General features: G+C 43.9%; 11 protein-coding genes, 1 tRNA gene, 3 rRNA genes and 1 pseudogene. 10 read left to right on the top strand and 6 right to left on the bottom strand.

The window, feature by feature from the left end; translation table 11 throughout:
- Positions 1-340 precede the first annotated feature (340 nt).
- Positions 341-417 (bottom strand) — tRNA-Pro (locus ACSLBF_RS18000).
- Positions 418-570: 153 nt separating this feature from the next.
- Complete coding sequence (locus ACSLBF_RS17995) at positions 571-1989, bottom strand: alanine/glycine:cation symporter family protein (protein WP_440056770.1); 1419 nt, start codon at positions 1987-1989, stop codon at positions 571-573.
- 651 nt (positions 1990-2640) lie between these two features.
- Between ACSLBF_RS17995 and ACSLBF_RS17990 the strand changes: the two genes are divergently transcribed.
- The 7 genes from ACSLBF_RS17990 (at position 2641) to ACSLBF_RS17960 (ending at position 12651) form a co-directional block, all read left to right on the top strand.
- Positions 2641-4173 (top strand): 16S ribosomal RNA (locus ACSLBF_RS17990).
- A gap of 397 nt (positions 4174-4570) precedes the next feature.
- Positions 4571-7452, top strand: a 23S ribosomal RNA gene (locus ACSLBF_RS17985).
- Positions 7453-7568: 116 nt separating this feature from the next.
- Positions 7569-7683 (top strand): 5S ribosomal RNA (rrf, locus tag ACSLBF_RS17980).
- The 16S, 23S and 5S rRNA genes sit together here, the layout of an rRNA operon.
- A gap of 297 nt (positions 7684-7980) precedes the next feature.
- The gene (locus tag ACSLBF_RS17975; RefSeq protein ID WP_440056769.1) at positions 7981-8676 is read left to right on the top strand and encodes a fimbrial biogenesis chaperone; all 696 of its coding nucleotides are present in this window, start codon (positions 7981-7983) and stop codon (positions 8674-8676) included.
- Positions 8677-8792: 116 nt separating this feature from the next.
- Positions 8793-11132: a fimbria/pilus outer membrane usher protein gene (locus tag ACSLBF_RS17970; RefSeq protein WP_440056767.1), complete on the top strand. Its 2340-nt coding sequence runs from the start codon at positions 8793-8795 to the stop codon at positions 11130-11132.
- The gene (locus ACSLBF_RS17965) at positions 11132-11998 is read left to right on the top strand and encodes a hypothetical protein (protein WP_440056766.1); all 867 of its coding nucleotides are present in this window, start codon (positions 11132-11134) and stop codon (positions 11996-11998) included. Before ACSLBF_RS17970 ends, ACSLBF_RS17965 begins: the two co-directional genes overlap by 1 nt.
- Positions 11999-12156: 158 nt before the next feature.
- Complete coding sequence (locus tag ACSLBF_RS17960) at positions 12157-12651, top strand: hypothetical protein (protein WP_440056765.1); 495 nt, start codon at positions 12157-12159, stop codon at positions 12649-12651.
- Positions 12652-12755: 104 nt separating this feature from the next.
- Here ACSLBF_RS17960 and rlmF read toward each other — a convergent pair whose 3' ends face one another.
- Entirely contained in the window at positions 12756-13607 is an 852-nt protein-coding gene (gene rlmF / locus ACSLBF_RS17955; protein WP_440056764.1) for a 23S rRNA (adenine(1618)-N(6))-methyltransferase RlmF, read from the bottom strand.
- A gap of 140 nt (positions 13608-13747) precedes the next feature.
- Between rlmF and ACSLBF_RS17950 the strand changes: the two genes are divergently transcribed.
- Positions 13748-14653, top strand: a complete 906-nt coding sequence (locus ACSLBF_RS17950; protein WP_440056763.1) for an alpha/beta fold hydrolase — start codon at positions 13748-13750, stop codon at positions 14651-14653.
- Here ACSLBF_RS17950 and ACSLBF_RS17945 read toward each other — a convergent pair.
- Positions 14650-16131, bottom strand: a complete 1482-nt coding sequence (locus ACSLBF_RS17945) for a tetratricopeptide repeat-containing sulfotransferase family protein (protein ID WP_440056762.1) — start codon at positions 16129-16131, stop codon at positions 14650-14652. The genes ACSLBF_RS17950 and ACSLBF_RS17945 overlap by 4 nt on opposite strands.
- Before the next feature lie 97 nt (positions 16132-16228).
- Positions 16229-18885, bottom strand: a pseudogene (locus ACSLBF_RS17940) (TonB-dependent receptor plug domain-containing protein).
- Positions 18886-19320: 435 nt separating this feature from the next.
- Between ACSLBF_RS17940 and ACSLBF_RS17935 the strand changes: the two are divergent.
- Complete coding sequence (locus ACSLBF_RS17935) at positions 19321-19689, top strand: hypothetical protein (protein WP_440056761.1); 369 nt, start codon at positions 19321-19323, stop codon at positions 19687-19689.
- Between the two features lie 93 nt (positions 19690-19782).
- The gene (locus ACSLBF_RS17930) at positions 19783-21147 is read left to right on the top strand and encodes a leucyl aminopeptidase family protein (RefSeq protein ID WP_440056760.1); all 1365 of its coding nucleotides are present in this window, start codon (positions 19783-19785) and stop codon (positions 21145-21147) included.
- 53 nt (positions 21148-21200) lie between these two features.
- Here the strand turns inward: ACSLBF_RS17930 and ACSLBF_RS17925 are convergent, their stop codons facing one another.
- Positions 21201-22673 carry an aminoacyl-histidine dipeptidase gene (locus ACSLBF_RS17925; protein WP_440056759.1) on the bottom strand — a complete coding sequence of 491 codons (1473 nt, stop codon included), beginning with the start codon at positions 22671-22673 and terminating at the stop codon, positions 21201-21203.
- Positions 22674-22709: the final 36 nt, after the last annotated feature.

Genomic DNA, 22709 nt, shown 5'->3' with positions numbered 1-22709 from the left:
GCCATCCAACAATCTGACAAATTACCAATGGCTTTCTATGAGCGGTGAATAAAATCATGCTGTAACCGTAGAGGGTGTTATAGATTTAAATATCTGCGTTTGGTTTTCCGGACGTTGAAATGCCATGATGTCTTATTTCATGTGTTAGCTAAAGCCAAACTATCTTGGGTGCGATTAGCTGTCTTCCTGTATATCTTTTCCAATCAAGACCTAATCCAATCAAAAAAAGAAAATAATTTAAGACAAAGGTGGTGCGATATAAAGCCGAGTGTTGCTTAAGCTGAATTTGATAATTGAGAGAGGTATTTGATATAACTCATTGAACAGGGTAAGGAAAAGCTGGTCGGCATAGCAGGATTTGAACCTGCGACCCCTGACACCCCATGACAGTGCGCTACCAAGCTGCGCTATATGCCGACTTGGTGCTTACTATACGGAAATTTTTTTGAAAGGCAATAAGTCGCTGGTTTGTTTGAACATTAAATGAACGTTGAAGGGCGTAAAGGGGTTTTGAAGAGTAAAAAGCATATTTAAAGCGCACCAACTTGAAGCGTCAGTGCGCTATATAACCTATTTGGTCCAGATCCCCTTCGGCAGCGTTTTTGCAACCTCAGGGTTAGTGGAAGGGTCCAACTTGGGGGTTTTACCTGCTTTTAATTGTTTGCGATAATCCTTAGCTAGCCATAGCACCACTTTATGTAGCATAAACAAAGCAACGACATTGACTATTGCCATTAGGCCCATTGAAATGTCAGCCAGTGTCCAAACCAGTCCTAACTCACTCATTGATCCAAACATGACCATTGCTAAAACACAAAGCCTGAATACGGTCATGCGCTTTTTAGCGTGTTGGTCTAAAAATAGTAAATTGGTCTCTGCGTAACTGTAGTTTGCGACAATAGAGGTAAAAGCAAAAAATAGGATAGCGATGGCTATAAATGTCGCACCCCATTCACCAACGTGTTCAACAAGGGCTGATTGAGTGAGCTCAATTCCAGACAGCCCAGAGTTTGGTTCAAGTTGACCGGATAGCAGAATAAGCGCTGCGGTTGCTGAACATATAATAATAGTATCAACAAATACACCTAACATTTGCACATAGCCCTGAGAAGCAGGGTGATTAGGGTTCGGTGTTGCACTCGCTGCTGCATTGGCTGCGCTGCCCATGCCGGCTTCATTGGAGAAAAGTCCTCTTTTTATTCCTTGTAGCATGGCTTGCATTACTGCATATCCAATGGCTCCAGCACCGGCTTGTTCAATGCCCATGGCACTTTTAATAATGACAGCGACGACATCAGGTAATTGGCTAATGTTTATTGCACATATATATAGAGCGAGAAGAAGGTAGGCGACCGCCATGAGTGGTACCACCAATTCAGCAAAACGGGCAATCGTTTTTAAACCGCCAAATATGATTAAACCAGACGCAGCAACAAGGGCAACACCCATAACATGACGAGGTATATCAAATGCAACCTCAAAAGCCGCTGCAATAGAATTCGCCTGCACGGCGTTAAATACTAATCCGAACGCGAGGATTAAGCAGAGTGAAAATAAGATCCCCATCCAGCGTTTGTTTAATCCTAGCTCCATGTAATAAGCAGGGCCACCTCTGAAGTTTCCTTCATCGTCCTTTACTTTATAAAGTTGCGCCAAACAGCTTTCAGCAAAACTGGTCGCCATACCAATTAGGGCGATAAGCCACATCCAGAAAATAGCGCCCGGTCCGCCAAGGTACAATGCAACACCAACGCCCGCCATATTTCCAGTCCCAACTCTGGCAGCCAGTGAAGTACAGAATGCCTGAAATGAAGATATCCCGTTCTGAGCACCTTCTCGGCTATGCATCATTACTTTGACCATATAAGGAAATTGAGCAAATTGGATAAAACCCAAACGAATAGTAAAAAACACACCTGCTGCGATTAGCAAGTAGATAAGGACATGCCCCCAAAGAGCACCACTTATTATATTAAGGAATTCAGTCATGGTGTTCACACCTATCTTAAACTGCAGATTTTAGTGGGGCGCAAATCTACCATATTCACGCAAAAACCACGAATCAAACTTGAGTTATCCACAAAAAATGTGGATAAAGTGTTAGCTTTCGGTGGGTTAAATATTTTTGAAATAAAACGCGAAAAAACGCTTGCACTGAAATCGAATCTCCCTATAATGCGCATCCACTGACACGGGGCAGCATGCTGAAAAGCAAGTGAGCAACGAGTTGGTTAAGTCAAATAAGACTTGAAGTTGAGCTTCGAAAAAGAAATTCAAAACAAGCATTGACAACAAATTGGGAATGTTTAAAATGCACACCCCTCGAAGCAAGAAAGTGTTTCGAAACCGGGTGACCGGAACCGTTCTTTAACAATATGAAGCAATCATCTGTGTGGGCACTCGTACAGATTGAGTTCTAACAGCAGATTCTAGTTCGCTAGATGACGCAAACAAATTTAGAGTCTCAATTGAACTGAGTGACCATAAGTTATTAAAAGATTCAGCCTTGAGCTGTTTTGATTTCACTTTTTTAAAAGTGAAAATAATAACGCACAGTCAATTCGATACCGAAAGGTATCAAAATCAGAATTCAATGAGCGCCGTTCTTTACTCTTTATAGAGTGAGAACAAAAAAACTTTTAATTGAAGAGTTTGATCATGGCTCAGATTGAACGCTGGCGGCAGGCCTAACACATGCAAGTCGAGCGGTAACATTTCTAGCTTGCTAGAAGATGACGAGCGGCGGACGGGTGAGTAATGCTTGGGAACATGCCTTGAGGTGGGGGACAACCATTGGAAACGATGGCTAATACCGCATGATGTCTACGGACCAAAGGGGGCTTCGGCTCTCGCCTTTAGATTGGCCCAAGTGGGATTAGCTAGTTGGTGAGGTAAAGGCTCACCAAGGCGACGATCCCTAGCTGGTTTGAGAGGATGATCAGCCACACTGGAACTGAGACACGGTCCAGACTCCTACGGGAGGCAGCAGTGGGGAATATTGCACAATGGGCGCAAGCCTGATGCAGCCATGCCGCGTGTGTGAAGAAGGCCTTCGGGTTGTAAAGCACTTTCAGTCAGGAGGAAAGGTTAGTAGTTAATACCTGCTAGCTGTGACGTTACTGACAGAAGAAGCACCGGCTAACTCCGTGCCAGCAGCCGCGGTAATACGGAGGGTGCGAGCGTTAATCGGAATTACTGGGCGTAAAGCGTACGCAGGCGGTTTGTTAAGCGAGATGTGAAAGCCCCGGGCTTAACCTGGGAACTGCATTTCGAACTGGCAAACTAGAGTGTGATAGAGGGTGGTAGAATTTCAGGTGTAGCGGTGAAATGCGTAGAGATCTGAAGGAATACCGATGGCGAAGGCAGCCACCTGGGTCAACACTGACGCTCATGTACGAAAGCGTGGGGAGCAAACAGGATTAGATACCCTGGTAGTCCACGCCGTAAACGATGTCTACTAGGAGCTGGGGTCTTCGGACAACTTTTCCAAAGCTAACGCATTAAGTAGACCGCCTGGGGAGTACGGCCGCAAGGTTAAAACTCAAATGAATTGACGGGGGCCCGCACAAGCGGTGGAGCATGTGGTTTAATTCGATGCAACGCGAAGAACCTTACCTACACTTGACATCCAGAGAACTTTCTAGAGATAGATTGGTGCCTTCGGGAACTCTGAGACAGGTGCTGCATGGCTGTCGTCAGCTCGTGTTGTGAGATGTTGGGTTAAGTCCCGCAACGAGCGCAACCCCTATCCTTAGTTGCCAGCGATTCGGTCGGGAACTCTAAGGAGACTGCCGGTGATAAACCGGAGGAAGGTGGGGACGACGTCAAGTCATCATGGCCCTTACGTGTAGGGCTACACACGTGCTACAATGGCAGGTACAGAGAGCAGCGAGCTAGCGATAGTGAGCGAATCCCTTAAAGCCTGTCGTAGTCCGGATTGGAGTCTGCAACTCGACTCCATGAAGTCGGAATCGCTAGTAATCGCGGATCAGAATGCCGCGGTGAATACGTTCCCGGGCCTTGTACACACCGCCCGTCACACCATGGGAGTGGGTTGCTCCAGAAGTGGATAGTCTAACCTTCGGGGGGACGTTCACCACGGAGTGATTCATGACTGGGGTGAAGTCGTAACAAGGTAGCCCTAGGGGAACCTGGGGCTGGATCACCTCCTTATACGATTTAGAACTTATTTGTTCGAAGTGTCCACACAGATGATTGTTGGTAGGCCTGATGGCTTACTGATATATGCTCTTTAAAAATTTGGAAAAGCTGATAATTAAATTCTGATAGATAACTGATGTTATTTATCGAGTTTTCGAAAGAAAATGCCAATTAATCATTTCGATGATTAATTAGCGTCTACTTTAGTATTCAATATTAACTTCTGGCGAAGTTAAATCAGTCTTTGATAATACAATGTCAAACTGGACATTTTTCAATGATTTTGAGTTTTAGGCAAGGCGCTTGATATTTTTATCGCCGGGAGCAACCGTCTGGTTGTGACCAAGTAAAAATAACAAGGAACGCAGCATAAAGTTCAAAAACGAAGAAAAACCATTTTGGGTTGTATGGTTAAGTGACTAAGCGTACACGGTGGATGCCTTGGCAGTTGGAGGCGATGAAGGACGTACTAACTTGCGATAAGCCTAGTTGAGCCAGTAAGAGGCACTTGAGACTAGGATTTCCGAATGGGGAAACCCGGCCCTTTGGGTCATCGTTAACTGAATACATAGGTTAACGAAGCGAACGCGGAGAACTGAAACATCTAAGTACCCGTAGGAAAAGAAATCAACCGAGATTCCGAAAGTAGCGGCGAGCGAAATCGGACCAGCCCTTAAGCTTTAATGTAGTTAGTGGAACATTCTGGAAAGTATGACGAAACAGGGTGATAGTCCCGTACACGACAACTTATTTAAAGTGAAATCGAGTAGGTCGGAGCACGTGAAACTTTGACTGAATATGGGGGGACCATCCTCCAAGGCTAAATACTCCCAACTGACCGATAGTGAACCAGTACCGTGAGGGAAAGGCGAAAAGAACCCCTGTGAGGGGAGTGAAATAGAACCTGAAACCGTGTACGTACAAGCAGTAGGAGCCTACTTGTTGGGTGACTGCGTACCTTTTGTATAATGGGTCAGCGACTTATATTCTGTAGCGAGGTTAACCATTTAGGGGAGCCGTAGCGAAAGCGAGTCTTAACTGGGCGCTTAAGTTGCAGGGTATAGACCCGAAACCCGGTGATCTAGCCATGGGCAGGTTGAAGGTTGAGTAACATCAACTGGAGGACCGAACCCACTAACGTTGAAAAGTTAGGGGATGACCTGTGGCTAGGAGTGAAAGGCTAATCAAACCGGGAGATAGCTGGTTCTCCCCGAAATCTATTTAGGTAGAGCCTCGGACGAATACTTACGGGGGTAGAGCACTGTTAAGGCTAGGGGGTCATCCCGACTTACCAACCCTTTGCAAACTCCGAATACCGTAAAGTACTATCCGGGAGACACACGGCGGGTGCTAACGTCCGTCGTGGAGAGGGAAACAACCCAGACCGTCAGCTAAGGTCCCAAAGTGTATGTTAAGTGGGAAACGATGTGGGAAGGCTAAAACAGCTAGGAGGTTGGCTTAGAAGCAGCCACCCTTTAAAGAAAGCGTAATAGCTCACTAGTCGAGTCGGCCTGCGCGGAAGATGTAACGGGGCTAAACATACCACCGAAGCTACGGCTGCGAACTTAGTTCGCGGGGTAGGGGAGCGTTCTGTAAGTGGCTGAAGGTGTGCCGGGAGGCATGCTGGACATATCAGAAGTGCGAATGCTGACATGAGTAACGACAAGAGGAGTGAAAAACTCCTCCGCCGGAAGACCAAGGGTTCCTATCCCATGTTAATCAGGGTAGGGTGAGTCGACCCCTAAGGCGAGGCTGAAGAGCGTAGTCGATGGGAAACGGGTTAATATTCCCGTACTCGGTATGAATGCGATGGGGGGACGGAGCAGGCTAGGCAAGCATGGCGTTGGTTGTCCATGTGAAAGGCTGTAGGCTGGTGACTTAGGAAAATCCGGGTTGCTAAGGCTGAGAGTCGAGACGAGTCACCAAGGTGGCGAAGTTGTTGATGCCCTACTTCCAGGAAAAGCCTCTAAGCTTCAGTTCATACTGAATCGTACCCTAAACCGACACAGGTGGTCAGGTAGAGAATACTAAGGCGCTTGAGAGAACTCGGGTGAAGGAACTAGGCAAAATTGTACCGTAACTTCGGGAGAAGGTACGCTCTTGTTTGTGAAGGACTTGCTCCGTAAGCAGACGAGAGCCGCAGTGACCAGGTGGCTGGGACTGTTTATTAAAAACACAGCACTGTGCAAAATCGTAAGATGACGTATACGGTGTGACACCTGCCCGGTGCCGGAAGGTTAATTGATGGGGTTAGCGTATGCGAAGCTCTTGATCGAAGCCCCGGTAAACGGCGGCCGTAACTATAACGGTCCTAAGGTAGCGAAATTCCTTGTCGGGTAAGTTCCGACCTGCACGAATGGTGTAACCATGGCCACGCTGTCTCCACCCGAGACTCAGTGAAATTGAAATCGCAGTGAAGATGCTGTGTACCCGCGGCTAGACGGAAAGACCCCGTGAACCTTTACTACAGCTTGGCACTGAACATTGACCCTACATGTGTAGGATAGGTGGGAGGCTTTGAAGCAGAGACGCTAGTTTCTGTGGAGCCGACCTTGAAATACCACCCTTGTAGTGTTGATGTTCTAACTTAGGCCCCTAATCGGGGTTGAGGACAGTGCCTGGTGGGTAGTTTGACTGGGGCGGTCTCCTCCCAAAGAGTAACGGAGGAGCACGAAGGTTTGCTAAGTACGGTCGGACATCGTACGGTTAGTGTAATGGTAGAAGCAAGCTTAACTGCGAGACAGACACGTCGAGCAGGTACGAAAGTAGGTCATAGTGATCCGGTGGTTCTGAATGGAAGGGCCATCGCTCAACGGATAAAAGGTACTCCGGGGATAACAGGCTGATACCGCCCAAGAGTTCATATCGACGGCGGTGTTTGGCACCTCGATGTCGGCTCATCACATCCTGGGGCTGAAGTCGGTCCCAAGGGTATGGCTGTTCGCCATTTAAAGTGGTACGCGAGCTGGGTTTAGAACGTCGTGAGACAGTTCGGTCCCTATCTGCCGTGGGCGTTTGAGAATTGAGAGGGGCTGCTCCTAGTACGAGAGGACCGGAGTGGACGAACCGCTGGTGTTCGGGTTGTGATGCCAATTGCATTGCCCGGTAGCTACGTTCGGAATCGATAACCGCTGAAAGCATCTAAGCGGGAAGCGAGCCTCGAGATGAGTTCTCACTTGGAGTTCGACTCCACTAAAGGGCCGTTGAAGACTACAACGTTGATAGGCGAGATGTGGAAGTGGTGTGAGCCATTAAGCTAACTCGTACTAATTACCCGTGAGGCTTAACCATACAACGCCAAAGTGGTTTAAGCGACAGAAGTTAATGAAACTAAAGTAGACAAAGAATTTAATTAAGCTTTCCAGATTTTATATCGATGAGCAGATGCTTGTTGATGAACAGAATTTCCTGGTGAACATAGCGTTTTGGAACCACCTGACCCCATGCCGAACTCAGAAGTGAAACAAAACAGCGTCGATGATAGTGTGGCAGCTGCCATGTGAAAGTAGAACATCGCCAGGGCCTTATAAGAGAAACCCGTCGCAATAATGCGACGGGTTTTTTACGTTTACACTTATCAAAAATATTACGTAGGTCGGCATAGGCGCAGCGCCATCCGACGTCAAGCAACTGCTTTCAAGTCGAGTTCGCTTAGTATAATTCAATGATGCGTGCATTTTTGTTTTAATCCTTAGTATAATGCTTGCTCTAGAACATTCTTTAATCGTGGTTATCGCAATAGCTTTATAAGTTACTCTGGTGGGTGTAGCAAAGATGAGTAGCGTAAAATATTGGTCACGTTTCTATATTGGAAGTAAGATGCGTAAACTGTTGTTATTATTAATTTGCTTAGCAAACCCAGTCATTGCTTATCAAGTGCAGCCAATGATCGTTGATTTAGCGTCACACGGTAAAAAGTCGATGGTGACGTATCGCTTACAAAACCCGAGCGATAGTGCCCTACCCATTGAAATTCAAGTTTTTAAACGGACATTCGACGACAATCAAAAAGAGGTTTTGGTTCCAGCTGAAGATGATTTCATCGTCTTGCCGCCCCAAATAGAAGTTCCGGCGAAAGGTTACCAGGTATTCCGTGCAAAATATTTGGGTGCTCCAGAGTTAAAACAAAGTGAATCGTATCGCATTGTCTTTAAGCAACTGCCACTACCAAATGAGGACGAAAAGTCAGGTGTTAAGATGGTGTTTAACTTTGCAACCTTAGTGTTTGTCAGTCCTGATGGTATCGAGGCTCAACCCGAAAACACGCTAGTTTGCCCTGACTTAGAAAACTGTCTGCTTACCATAAAAAATATTGGTAACCGTGTGTTAGACCTTGCGCAATATGAATATCGATTTCACCAAGGAAAAACAGTGTTTAGTTGGACTGAATTTCAGCCTATTACTTCCGGTCGGTTTATCATGCCTGGCCACTCGGTGACCTTGGAATTAAAGACTCTGCTTACTGAGAAGCCAACCCAGAGTGTTGAGCTGATCAACTTACTTAATAAAAAGTAATAATGCTGAAAATTAGCATTGTCATAAAGCCAGTCAAGCTTGCTTATTTACTTATCCCTATTTTGCTTGTTTGGACTTTTTCCTCTGAGGCTGCAACATACCAAATGGAGTTTCCCGTGCGGTATAATTCTGCCGATGTGGGGCAAGTTTCTGCCGTAGTAGATGGGTTGCAATTGAAGTCAATTGCCGCGTCTGAATTTAAGCGCAGTCTTCAAACTATCCTAAGTGACGATGTACTCGACTGGCTGACCAGCCGGAATGATCAAGCCATTACTCCTGATGAATTTAAAGCCCAAGGCATTCTTTTGTCATTACAGCCTCAAGACCTGACCATCGAAATATCTTTGAGTGAAGCAGCGATGGCAACCGACAGTCTTTCCTATGGTAGGGAAAAGCACTTTGAAGCGCCTAAAGGGGAAGCAAAGTGGGCTGTGCTAAATAATCTGAACTTAAATCATGAGCGTAGTAACAATATCCATGACCATAGTTCACGCCTCGAGTGGTTAATGAACGCAAATGTTGGCGGTGGTGACGGCATTAATATGCAAAGTTCAGTATTTTGGGAACGCAGCGAAGACAAAGGTAGCAGAGCATATCGTGGAGATATTCAGCTGTTTTACGATCAACCCGATGAGCCGTTCAGAGTAACGCTTGGTGATACCCGAATCCGAAGTGTTGGGCACCTCTCAGGCTTGCAGCTGGGTGGTATTGGTCTGGAAAAAGCTTATGCTGAATTGCAGCCTCAACGCCGAGTTACACCCGGAAATAGCCAACAATTTGTGTTACCACGCTCTGCAACGTTAGAAGTCTTCATTAATGAGTTTTTGTTGTCCAGAATAAAACTTAAGGCTGGACGGTATGACTTGAGTGACCTGCCACTTACTTCTGGAGTAAACGATATTCGTGTTATCGCCACGTATGCAAACGGTGAAACCGAAGAGTTTAACTTTACGAGTCACTATAACTCTCGACTATTAGCTAAGGGACTGGATGATTACTCGGTGGCTTTAGGACGTGCGTCATCGTTAGACGCTGGTCAATATCAATACGGTGACGATGTACTGTTATCTGGGTATTACGACTATGGCATCTCAGATAATCTAACTTTGGGTTTCAATGGTGTTTTGCAGTCACATGCGCACGTAATTGGCTCGGTAGCAGCTATAAACAGTCCTGTTGGTAATATATCTCTGCGCTATTCTATAAGTGAAGCTGACGATATAACAGGTCAAGCATATTCAATTGAAACAGAGCACACGGTATTAGGTCATGGAAATTATGGCTCACCGAATCTGCGTTTGGGTTTTGAACAAAAGCAGAATTTTGTCAGTGCTCCTTGGCAGGCGCTAACTAGCATCGATAGTAGTAAAAGAGCCTTTATGGATTATAGCTACCTCATAAATGACCATATTGATTTTAATTTAAATGCATCACGATCAGAAAACAGCGAGAGTCTTGTTAGTAAAAACGTCAAAGCCGAATTGAATATTCGTTATGAAAGCTTTCGTATTCGTCTTGGTTATAATTACAGCGCCAGTGATGATAGTCGAGTACTATCTGAAAACCAGTATGTGCTTAACTTTTCTTGGAATTTATACAATCGGAAAAACTATACGCGCATGCAAGCTCAGTACAACAATCGTAGCAAAGTTGCCAGTGCCAGTTATACGAAAACCAACAATAATTTTCTTGATGATTACGGATATGAGCTAAGGACTGAGAATGGCCAGGATCACAGGCAAGAGCAACTAAAAGCGAGTTATACCGGCGCATTCTTTCGTGCCGACATTAGTACCAATAACTATACTCGCAGTAAGCGACAAGCTGACAGTAGTGCGAGCATTAATCTATCAACCAGTGTTGGTATTGCTGACGGATACCTCGGAGTGGGAGCAACCACAACGGCTCCTTTTGCGGTTGTGACGAAACATAAAACGTTAAAAGGCACAGATGTACTGGTCAATGTCGATAGATTGGGAAGAGTAAAGACTCAGTCTTGGGATAATGTTGGTGCGCTGATCGATTTGGGGTCGGGTTATGCGACATCGCAATTTAACATTGATGTACCCGATGCTCCGCTAGGCTATGATTGGGGTCCTGGGATGTATAAGTTAGTCGGAGGGGCGAGCACGGGCCATCATATTCAGGTTGGCTCTGATTTATCTTATACGGTGATAGGAACTTTACTAGACGAACAGGGCACGCCTATTGCAATGCAAAGAGGACAGGTTACTAAGCGTCAAAATATTGATAGCTCATTGGAGACACACTTAACACGACCGTTTTTCACCAACAGGACTGGTCGATTTGTGGTGGAAGGGCTCAGTGTCGGTGACTACCTTATTGAAGTAGAGGGCAATATTGGAACCTTCAGCGTTCAAGAGGCTGAACAGAAGTTTGTTAAAGTGGGCGAAATCAAATTAGATCAAGCTCAATTGCAAGGAGACTCAAATTAATGAAATCCAAATGTATCTTGTTGCTCATGTTGTGTCTTCTAGTGTTTTCACAAAAGGGGCTCGCCAAGCGTGGTCAGTGCTCCGGTAATATGTTAGCGGTATCTAACTCCTCCGAAACTATTGTCGAACATAGTAATCAGGTGTCTGTTTATTTACCTTTGAAAATACAAGTTTCGGACGAGCTTTTGGCCTGTGCTGACGAAATTTGGGTCGAAGATGTTTATTACTATTCTTTGGTGTTTTCTGGCCCAACCGGATACAAATACGCAAAGCTGTTAAATTCTCAGTTCCAGAATATCGAACCTAGAAGCGGTATTTGGAAAGAGCCGCTTAGTAATAGAACCACACAGCTGTGGTTACGGTTGAGACACTATAGTTTGTTTCCAACGGGCTCTTATATTGGAAGTATCAAAGTTTCAGTGGTTCGCCGTAATAAAGTGATTCAAGAGCAATATTTGCACGTAATTTACCAGTCAGAACCGCAAATTTCGGTTTCACTCGATAATGCGAGTCAGGGAAAAGTCTCTGGTAGTAGTGGCCAGTACTATATCAATTTGGGTGAGCTAAAAACGGACATGCGCTTTTATTGGGGCATAAAAATACTGAGTAATAGTTCGTACGACATAGTTGTAGACTCAGAGTTTAATGGGCTGCGTCATGAAACTGACAGCAGTGCCTTGATTGATTACACAATTGGTTTTGACAACGTCAAAATATCGTCAGCTGAGCGTCTATACCGCAGTTACTACTTCTATCCAGGCGTCAGAAATAAGTGGTTTGGATTTGAATTTATACTTGGTAACACTGAACTTATGCCGGCCGGTAATTATCGGGATAATTTATCTCTAACTATCTACCCTAGGTAATCCATTGATTTTTAAGTAATATGCCTTATTTCTTAAATGTTTTTTTAGTTTCATTTATATGTTGGCACAACTTCTGCTTAATGTATTGCAAATAGGTAATATAACCTACAGAAGTTAAACATAATAAATTTGCTGTATTTCGTTTAAGGGGAAAAGCCATGAAAACATTACTAAAATCACTATTTGTTGCGTCTGCAATCACATCAATCTCAGCAGCAGCTGCCGTTTCAGATACTTCAGGCACAGAAGCCAAGTTCTCGTTTGAGGGAACAATAGAACCTATGTGTAAAACAGATAGTGGTACAAACAGCGTAACTGGACTTATTCTTGACGCTTCAAAACAAACTCAAGAGATCGGTACTTTAGACGTTTGGTGTAACACCGGTGAAAATGCAACGACTGAATATACATCTGCGAACGGTGGTTACTTGGTTTCTGGTGATAACAAGATTGCTTACACGTTAGACATTGGTGATACGACAGGTGTTGAGTTACAAAACGGTACGTTTAAGCACTCAAAAGCAACAGCAGCTGGCACAGGTCGCTTTGGTGAAACAAAGGCTACAGCGCTGAAAATCACTCCTCAATCAAATGGTTTAGATAGTGCAGGTACTTACTCTGATACAATCACTGTAACTGTTAGCCCTAATTAATCTAAACATATTAGAACAGCAATAAAGTTTATGGCTTGATCTTTATTGTTTTTTTAAGAGCTGAGCCTGTTCAATTTTTTGACAGGCTCGCTCAAAAGCCTAAATCAATAAAAACTCCAAGCGACAAAGCGACTGGCTTTATTTCCTTGCTGCATATTCACCACTTTACTGCGCTTAGCACCGACTTGCTTAAGGGTCGTTTTTAGAAAGGGTAGAGTATCTTTACTTGAAACGAGTGACGTAAACCAAAAAACTTGCTCACTAAACATTTTACTTTCTTTTATCATTGCTGTGATAAAGGTTTTCTCTCCGCCACGACACCACAACTCTTGGGCTTGACCACCAAAGTTAAGTTTATCTGATGGTTGAATGTTTAAGTTTTTCCATTTTCTATTTGTTCCTTGCTGCGCTTCTTCTGCACTGGTATGGAATGGGGGATTACACATACTGAAATGGAAGCTCTGATTGCTTTTTACAATATTTTGAAAAAAGTGCTCGGTATTTTTTTGAAGTAACACTTTAACTGGTAGGTTGTTTAGTTGCGCAATTGCCTTTGCGCATTTCACTGAAATAGGATTAATTTCTGACGCGGTAAATTTCCAGCCATATTCCTTGTAGCCAATTATTGGATATATCAGATTTGCGCCTGTACCGATATCTAGCCCTGAGACCTTTTCTGCTAGGTTATCTTCTGCTAATAAGTCATAAAGAGCATGGATGTAATCAGCTCGTCCAGGTACCGGAGGACATAAAAATTGCTCGGGAATATCCCAAAATCTAAGGCCATATTCGGATTTGAGCAAAGCTGAATTTAGCACCTTCACCGCAGTTGGATCAGAGAAATCTATCGTTCTCTGATCTCCTATCTTCATTTTTATATGCTTAACTAACTCAGGTTCATGAGCGAGAAGCTTATCAAAGTCGTATCCGAAGCGGTGTCGATTGCGTGCGTGCATAGGTTTCTCGGCTAAAATTTTAAAAAGTCAGTATATCACTTCCGATGGGTCAAAAGCGCGGTTTTAGCGATTGCTATCAGTTTACAGAAGAATACTTGTACTGGTACGATGAGATGAAATAGATTTTACCGTGAGCGAAAATGGTTAAGCAAGAATCACTTTATGTAGATATATCTGGTTCGGATAAATTACACTTAAGGCACCTCTACCACAGTAACAGAAAAGGTCCAGCCGTATTTTTGCTACATGGGGCTGTAGAGAATGGCAAGATATTTTATACCGAGAGCAATAAAGGTCTTGCGCCATTTCTCGCAGAGCAGGGTTTTCAATGTTTTGTTGGCGACTTAAGAGGCCGTGGGGGAAGCGTTCCCCATATCGATAAAAACGCTGATTATGGACAAACAGAGTCTATTTTACATGAAATTCCTGCAATGCTAGACCATATTGAAAATCTCATTGGCAAAAGGGCTGAATATTGGGTTGCGCACTCTTGGGGCGGTGTGCTGATGAACAGTGTTTTTGCACGTTACCCTAAAGAAATTGAATCCGTGAAGGCATGTGCATACTTTGGTACAAAACGGAGCTTATACAATAACCACCCTAGTAAATTGATAAAAGCCAACCTGTTTTGGTTTGGCTTGGCGCATTATTATTCTAAGAGACATGGCTATTTACCAGCGAAAAAGCTTCGTTGGGGCAGTGATGATGAGTCCAAGAAGTCTCATTATCAAAGTGCATTGTGGGCGAAAAAGTCACCTTGGATCGATTCAGATGACGGCTTTGATTACGCTGAAGTTCTGAAAAACACGACACTCCCCCCAACTCTTCATATTGCTGGTGCACACGACAAAGCACTTGCACAGCCAGTTGATATTCAAGCTTTTATCAAAGAGTCGGGTATTGGGATTCAAAAAATGAATATTTATGGGAAAAAATATGGTCATAGCCATAACTATGGTCATATCGATATGCTTACTCATACCCAAGCGCGTAAAGAGCAGTTTCAAGATGTGATAGATTGGTTTAATCAATATGCCACTTGCTAACTGGGAGTATCAGATTGTTCGTCACTGGGTTTTAACTGCAATTGCGCTTGGTTTAATAGCGGCGTAATAAACTCTGCAAAGTTTTTCCATTTACTGAGAGGAGCTTTGCTCAATGGTTTTCTGACTTGCGCCTTACTCAATGTTTTTACCGGCTTTTTAGAGTTATAAAACTCCAAACATTCTGGTTCAAAATTCTGACACAGGAAGTTCAAGCACTTTCTGAGTTGTTCATGAGGCATGGCGACTAACTGCTCATACGTCATCGTATAGATATTTCTGGCCATAAAACGTTTAAAGTGCGCCACCAATTTTTCCTGAGCATCTGCATAGAGCGCAAAGTCCGATATTGAACAGAAATAAGGTTCGTCTTCGGCGAAATGGTTACTGTAAACCGACCAAGCGGTGGCATTCAGATCTCGGGTGAGGTGTATTACTCTTGCTTCAGGGAATAGTTTGTAAATGAGGCCAAGATTTTGAAAGTTAGCTGGAAGCTTGTTAATAACTACTTCTTCAGATACTCGGTGTCGTTTTATTTCGTCAGTGTATAGTTTCCTACAATGATCTAACATGCTGGTTGTCAGTGTTCCTAAGCAAGCTGGAAAATCTTTTTCGTTTCGCATACGAAGGTAGGGCACGATACTATCACTAATCACTGTGCTTTCACCGATGGTATTTACATTTGAGTGCTTAATCAGCATTTGCTCTAGCAATGTAGAACCCGTTCTCGGCAATCCAATAATAAAAACGGGAGTAAAGGTGGTGGTTACCTTGTCTGTTGGCTTGTTAAAAAATGCTTCACCACACCAATCTTTAATGGAATCTAAGAATGGCAACATGTCTTGAGTTTTGAAAGTACAAAGTGAATATTGGGTGTCATTTGCTAATTGATAATATTCAAATGCCTGTTTTGTTTCGCCGAGTCTTTCGTAGCACTTTGCAAGTGCGTAGAAGATAACGGTTTTTAGGCGTGGGTTTTCGCTTTCGCCATCTAGCAAGTTGAGTATTTCAATGTACTTTGCAAGCCTATTGGTATTCGCTATCTGCGCTAACTCATTAAGCATGAATGCCGTGACTGTGCCTCTAGGGCATGAAAGCCCTTCTTCGAATACATTTACCGCTTGAGAAATAAATCCATAATCTAAATAAAACTGACCTAAGTAGTAGTGTGCTTGGGCATTATGCCTAGCAACCTTTAGCGTGTACTCAAGAACTGTTTTGGCATCAACGGGAGAGCCCACTGCTATAAATGCGTCAGCGAGTGCATATAGGGGCTCGAGCATCTTGGGCAAGTGCTCACAGGCTCTTTTGAGATAATACACAGCGTTATCATATTGCTCGAGTCTCATACAAATCCTGCCTATACCAAAAAGGGCTGGGCCGTTTTTGGGATTTTGCTTTAACACAGATTTGTACATGAACTCTGCCTCTCTAAGGCGGTTCTCTGCTAATAGTTCGTTAGCTCTTTTAAGTAGTAGCATGAATAGCGGTTAAGTTTTTCTTTAATTCTATAATACCTAATGAAAAAGGCGAAGTAGCTTGCGCTAATTCGCCTTTGTTTCTGGGTTACAGTATTGGTTAGAAAGTATAAGTTGCTTTCACGTAGTAGAATCCGCCGTTAATACCATATGGCGATGTTTCATAATATTTACCACCCCAGTTGTTGTTGGGGATATCTGTCTTGTCGAAGAAATCTAATTTTTCAGCATCTTGGTCAAAGACATTGTTAGCGCCAACAGTTAGACTGATATTGTCGGTCGCGAAGTAAGTTAACTCGACATCAAACGTTGCGGCAGCATCCGCTGTTTTCGCCGTGGCATCGTAGTCGACGTGAACACCTTGATATTCACCAAAGTAGTTGTAGCGAACAAAGCCAGCGAATTTATCCCACTGCTGAGCCCACGTTAACGTTGAACGATGGTTAGGTAAGTCATTTTCAAGTCGAGATACTTTAAAGTCACCAGTAATTGCTGAGAAACGATCAACCTCTGTTTCGTTCCAGTTATAAGCAAGACTGAATGTAGCGTAACCACCTAACATATCCATGGAGTAGTTACCTACCAAGTCTACACCTTGAGTGGTTGTGTCAAAGTCATTGGTAAAGAAACTTACCTGCGCTAGGTTATTCACGTTAGGAACGCCGGCCAATCTAAGCGCTTCCTTATCTGCAGGCGTTAATTCTATTTTTTCAGACTGACTGAGGCGGTCGGTCACTTCGATATTGTAGTAATCTAACGTAATAAAAATATCACCAGAGCGATAAACGGCACCAAGTGTGTAACTTTCCGATTCTTCTGGTTGCAGCTCGGTACCACCTAACTGTTCAGAAATAGGGTTTGTGGGAGGAAGTAGAGCAGAGTCAACCAGTACGCCACTACTTAAGTTGGTTTGTACGTTACTTACGTTTGCTTGACCAACGGTTGGCGCTCTGAAACCTGTACTTACAGAACCACGAAGAGATAGGTCTTCCGTTACGTGATATTGTGCGGTAATTTTGAAGTTAGTGGTAGAGCCAAAACTGTCATAGTCTTCATATCTCAATGCCCAGCCCATTAAAAAGTCTTCAGTGAAAGGCGTCTCAATATCGACGTAAGCTGCAATGTTTCTACGGGTAAATTCACCAGCCGCAGAGGGTTTAAATCCAGGGAAACCATTCGAGCCAATACCAAAGTCTTGATCGGTAAATGGACCAGCAGTAAATGAAGCTTCATCACCTGCTAACACTTCAAACGTTTCTTCGCGCCACTCTAGACCCGCGGCCACGTTGACGTCGTATGCTAGGTCGAAGTCGTACCCTTTCACCACTGCCAAGTTAAAGCCTTTTTCTAACTGGATGTATTTACCTGGGCTAAATTCCATCGGTGTTTCTAAACCAAGGGAAGCGTTTACCGTGTTGACGATTAAATAGCGAGATTCATTACGTCCAACCGAGCCGCTTATGTCGTAGTAACCTCCCTCTAGGAAGCCTGATTCAAATTCTCCTTTTACCCCTGCGGTAAACGATGTATCTGTGATATTACCACCAAAATTTGGGGTGAAACCTGCAGGTAGTAGTTGGTTGAACGCAAAGCATTTAGCGGCATCGAGTTGACCCAAAGCTACAGGATCTGGTAAGCCGTTATCAAGAATTTCTACCAATGGACACTCGAGCTGTGCATCTGGACCACCTTCTAAGGCACCAACCAACACTGTCGGAGTGGCTGCATCCCATTTTGCTTGCTGTGCTTCGTCTGTTGGACTTCTGCGTTGGGGAACGCCATCAACCATTCTGATTGTGCCACCGTAAACACCTGGGCGAGTTGTTGGGTTACGGTAATAGAAGCCACCTTTGACATCACGTTCAGAGTAGTTACCAAACATGTAAAATTCAGAAGTGTTAGATAGCTCAAGCCCAACATTACCGAAGATAGAAATGTCGTCTTTTATTTCCGGTGAACCCCAAATCTGAGCAGGATTTGCAACACCATCGAGGCCTGCTGCTGTAAAGGCTGCTGCATCAGGACGTTGTACGCTTCGGCTTGTCGCATCGGCTTCTTTATATTGGAAGCTTAGGTTAGCGAATCCGTTATCAGTGAAGGGCAAACGATGTTACCCTCAACGACTGTGGTGTCACCATCTCCCTCATAGTATTCGCCTTGGCGCACTGAGAATGAACCACCCTCACTGGCATCTTTTAAGACAAAGTTCATTACACCAGCGATGGCATCAGAACCGTATTGTGCAGCAGCGCCGTCTCGTAACACCTCAACTTGTTTGAGTGCGATACTTGGGATCACAGAAATATCTGGGCCTTGAGCACCATCATTGATACCACCACCCAAAAATGCGATGACCGAAGAGCGATGACGACGTTTACCATTTAACAGAATCAAGGTACTGTCAGCCGGTAAGCCACGTAGGTTAGCTGGACGGACTAGCGTTGCAGCATCGCTGATCGGGTTTGCATGAACGTTAAGGGACGGAACCGCGCCTTTGAGTAGTTCAAGCATATCGGAACCAGCTGCCTTGCTCATTTCATCACTACCAATGATGTCGATAGGTACCGGTGAATCACCAACGGAGCGAGGCGCTGCACGAGAACCTACAACCGCTATTTTTTCTATTTTCTCAGCTGCTTTTTTAGTTTCAGCCGTTTCCTCTTCTGCAAATGCCGTAGATGTCATTAGCGTGGTAGTGGCTGCTGAAGCCAACGCGAAACGAATTGCACGACGCAGCGTGTTAGATTTTAGTTTCATCCTGTTTCCCCAGTTGATTGTTGTTTTCATACCAATTAAAAGTGTTTTTAATTATTTTACTTCTTGTGTACACAGCCATTAACAATGTGCACATAAGAAAGCGCTTTTTTAAAACTAGCAGTGATTTTCCTATCTGCAACTTTAATGGTAACTTTTTGTTGTTTAAGGTGACTTTAGTGATATTAATGGATTAAAAAATAGGCTTTTTGGATAAAATAAGCAGTCTTGTGGCTTATGGAGTCAATATCAGTGAGATATGCCTATATTGTTTTCTTTATTGCATTATTTCTTTGTGCGTTCATGCGGCAGTTATCAACCATCTGATAAAAGAATCATGCGTAGGTATTTGACCTCAGGTTATATATACTTAAGAACAATAGTGTGGCTGTTTGCTTATCTGGTAAACTACCACCAAGTCGATTATCGAGTTGATGCATGAAACTGATTAGAGTCATTCATAAAGCGCCTATTAGAGTTGCCAGAATAAGTAAACGCAGACAACACATCAGGTTACGTAGAGCTATGGTGGCGTTGAAAATGGCGTTGGAGCAAGAAAAGGCAGAAACCAAAGAAATGCTCGATATCTATAAACGTTACACGGTTGGCAGAGCCGATAAATCAGAGCTTAAAATTGCCAATGCTCAATTTGTGGATATTTTAAAAGGACTCGGACTTGGCGTATTTGCGGTGTTGCCTTTTGCACCTATAACCATTCCAGTTATCGTTAAACTAGGTCAGCTCGTTGGTGTTGAGGTACTGCCAAGCTCATTCAGTTTGCAAAAAAAGCCTACCGAAAAAGATTAAGGTCTAACCACGGCTAATCACTTCGATAAATCGTGAATTTTTATTCTCGGCTTGGTAATCTAGAAAAATAAACATATAAAAACCGGAGCTTAAATGAACAACCTACTCGTTCACGCTAATCACGCGACGCCAATCCACCTTGTCTCTGAGCAAAACCTTGCTAGTTGGACTAAGGAACAGCCTTCGCATGTACAATGCTTAGTAGAACAGCCAAGATTGAATTCGCAAACTGTCTTGTTAATACCAGCTGAAAAGGAACAAGCTCTTGAATCCGTTGTTCTTGTCGTCAAAGACATTGACGACTTTTGGGCGCTGGGAAATTTAGCAAAGCAGCTACCAAAAGGGGTTTATCAACTAGCTGAACAAACTGCTAATATCGAATCACATGCCATTGCTTATTTGTTGGGCGCTTATCAATTTTCTGCCTACAAAAGCTTGCCATCGATCGAAGCTAAGCTGGCAATCGGTGACGAAGCTTTGTTAAATAAAGTAAAAGCGACTGTGGATGCCATTTTTCTTGCGCGTGATCTCGTAAATACGCCTGCTGCGGATATGATGCCACAACATCTCGCAGAAACGATGCAAGAGCTAGCGAGTAAATTCGATGGTCAATTTTCTGAAATAATCGGTGATGAACTTTTAGAGCATAATTATCCTACTATTCATATGGTTGGTCGCGCCAGTGACAATAAACCTAGGTTGTTAGAGCTGAATTGGGGTGACGCAAATCATCCTAAAATCACGTTAGTAGGAAAAGGTGTTTGCTTTGATTCTGGTGGTTTGGACTTAAAACCAGCTTCAGGCATGCGCAACATGAAAAAAGACATGGGTGGCGCTGCACATGTTATTGCGCTTGCTCAAATGATCATGGCGACCAACCTTCCTGTGAAACTCAGAGTGTTAGTGCCAGCGGTTGAAAACGCAGTGTCGAAAAACGCGTTTAGACCGGGTGATGTCATCAAGACTAGAAAAGGCATTACGGTTGAGATTGATAACACCGATGCTGAAGGTCGTTTGGTGTTATGTGATGCACTCGATGAAGCGCAATCGGAATCGCCGGATCTGCTCATTGATTTTGCAACATTAACAGGCGCTTGTAGAATTGCTCTAGGTACTGAGTTACCTGGCTTTTTCTCAACAGATCAAGCTATTGCTAACGAACTAGTTGCGATAGGTAACACCAACGCAGATCCAATTTGGCAATTACCCTTGTTCGATCAATATAAAGAATTATTCAAAAGCGACGTGGCTGATATGGCTAATTGTGGTTCATCACCTTTTGGTGGTGCCATCACAGCAGCGCTGTATTTGAAAGAGTTTGTCGAACCAAGTAAAACACCTTGGCTGCACTTTGATGTGATGGCTTGGAACTTAAGAGCACTACCGGGGCGTCCTGTAGGCGGCGAAGCATTGGGGTTAAGAACGGTCTTTAGTTATTTAGAGCAACGTTACAGTTAGAACATGAAACGAGATTAGACCCAAGGTCTAATCTCGTTAAGTTTTAAAAGTACTTAGTCTTTGTTTGGAATATTTTCTAAAATACCTTTCATTTGTTGCCAATAAAGGCCAACACTGGCGATTTCTACTTTTTCGTCTGGCGAATGCGGAAATTTAATCGTCGGGCCGAACGAAATCATATCCATATTTGGGTATGGCTCTTTAAATAAACCACATTCTAATCCTGCATGTATCACCATGATATCCGGTTTTTTTCCGTAGGTACGCTCGTACATTTGTCTGAAAATCACTAAAATATCTGACTCTGGTTCTGGTTTCCAGCCGGGATAGGCTCCACTAAATTCAATTTGCGCACCAGCAAGCTCTGCGAGTGAACGCAACGTGCCTTCAACATCAATACGTCCAGAATCCATCAAAGACCGGATCAAACAAAGCACTTCGACTTTATCCTGTGTGGAAGTGACCACGCCCATATTGAGTGAAGTCTCAACAACACCGGGAATATCGTCGCTCATTCTGACTACACCGTTAGGACAAGCATTCATCACGCTTAACACCAGGTGTTGTGATTGAGAGGTCATAGGTTCAAGTTGGTCTATAGCGGCGTTTAGTTCAACACAAAGAGTTGTTTCAATCGCCTGAAGCTCTTGTTTTAATGTTGACTCAAATCGCTGCAAAGCCGTTTGCAAGGCAACTAGTTTGTCTTTTGGGACAACGACCGTTGCCGTTGCCTCTCTTGGAATTGCGTTGCGTAATGAGCCGCCCTTAAAATCGACCAGTTGCAAGCCTAAATCACCGGCGTGATTTTTTAGAAATCGTGTAAGGAGCTTATTCGCATTCGCTCTGCCTGTATGGATATCAACACCAGAATGGCCGCCACGTAGACCCTTTATAGTAATGGTATGATAATCTCCATCGTGTTGAGCAGATTGACGTTCGATGTTGACGGTTATCGAAGCGTCAACACCCCCTGCACATCCCATGTATATCTCACCTTCTTGCTCAGAGTCGGTATTGAGTAATATTTCACCTTCCAACCAACCAGGTTGTAGTCCAAATGCGCCGGTCATACCCGCTTCTTCATCAATGGTCAGCAGTACTTCTAGTGGACCGTGCTGGATATCGTCAGAATCTAAAACTGCCAAACAAGAAGCCATACCAATGCCATTATCAGCGCCCAGTGTTGTTCCAGTTGCTGTCACCCAGCCATCGTCAACGTATGGTCTGATAGGATCAGTGACGAAGTTGTGATCTGTGTCGTTGTTTTTTTGTGGCACCATATCGATATGCGCTTGTAATACAACGGGCTTTTTATTTTCCATTCCAGGTGCGGCTGGCTTTTTAATGAAGACATTACCTACTTGGTCACGTTTTACCTCTAAACCTTTCGACTCTGCCCAACTTACGATAAAGGTGGCTAGGGCTTCTTCATGCTTGGATGGATGCGGGATACTACAGATGTGGTCAAAAAACTTCCAAATACATTGGGGTTCTAATTGGCTTATTTCAGTATGTTGCTTGAGCATACAACGCTCCTTGGATGAAAAGATGCGATATCTTAC

Source organism: Pseudoalteromonas sp. T1lg65 (genome assembly GCF_051930985.1).
GTDB lineage: Bacteria > Pseudomonadota > Gammaproteobacteria > Enterobacterales > Alteromonadaceae > Pseudoalteromonas.
This window is presented reverse-complemented; position numbering and strand designations above follow the sequence as displayed.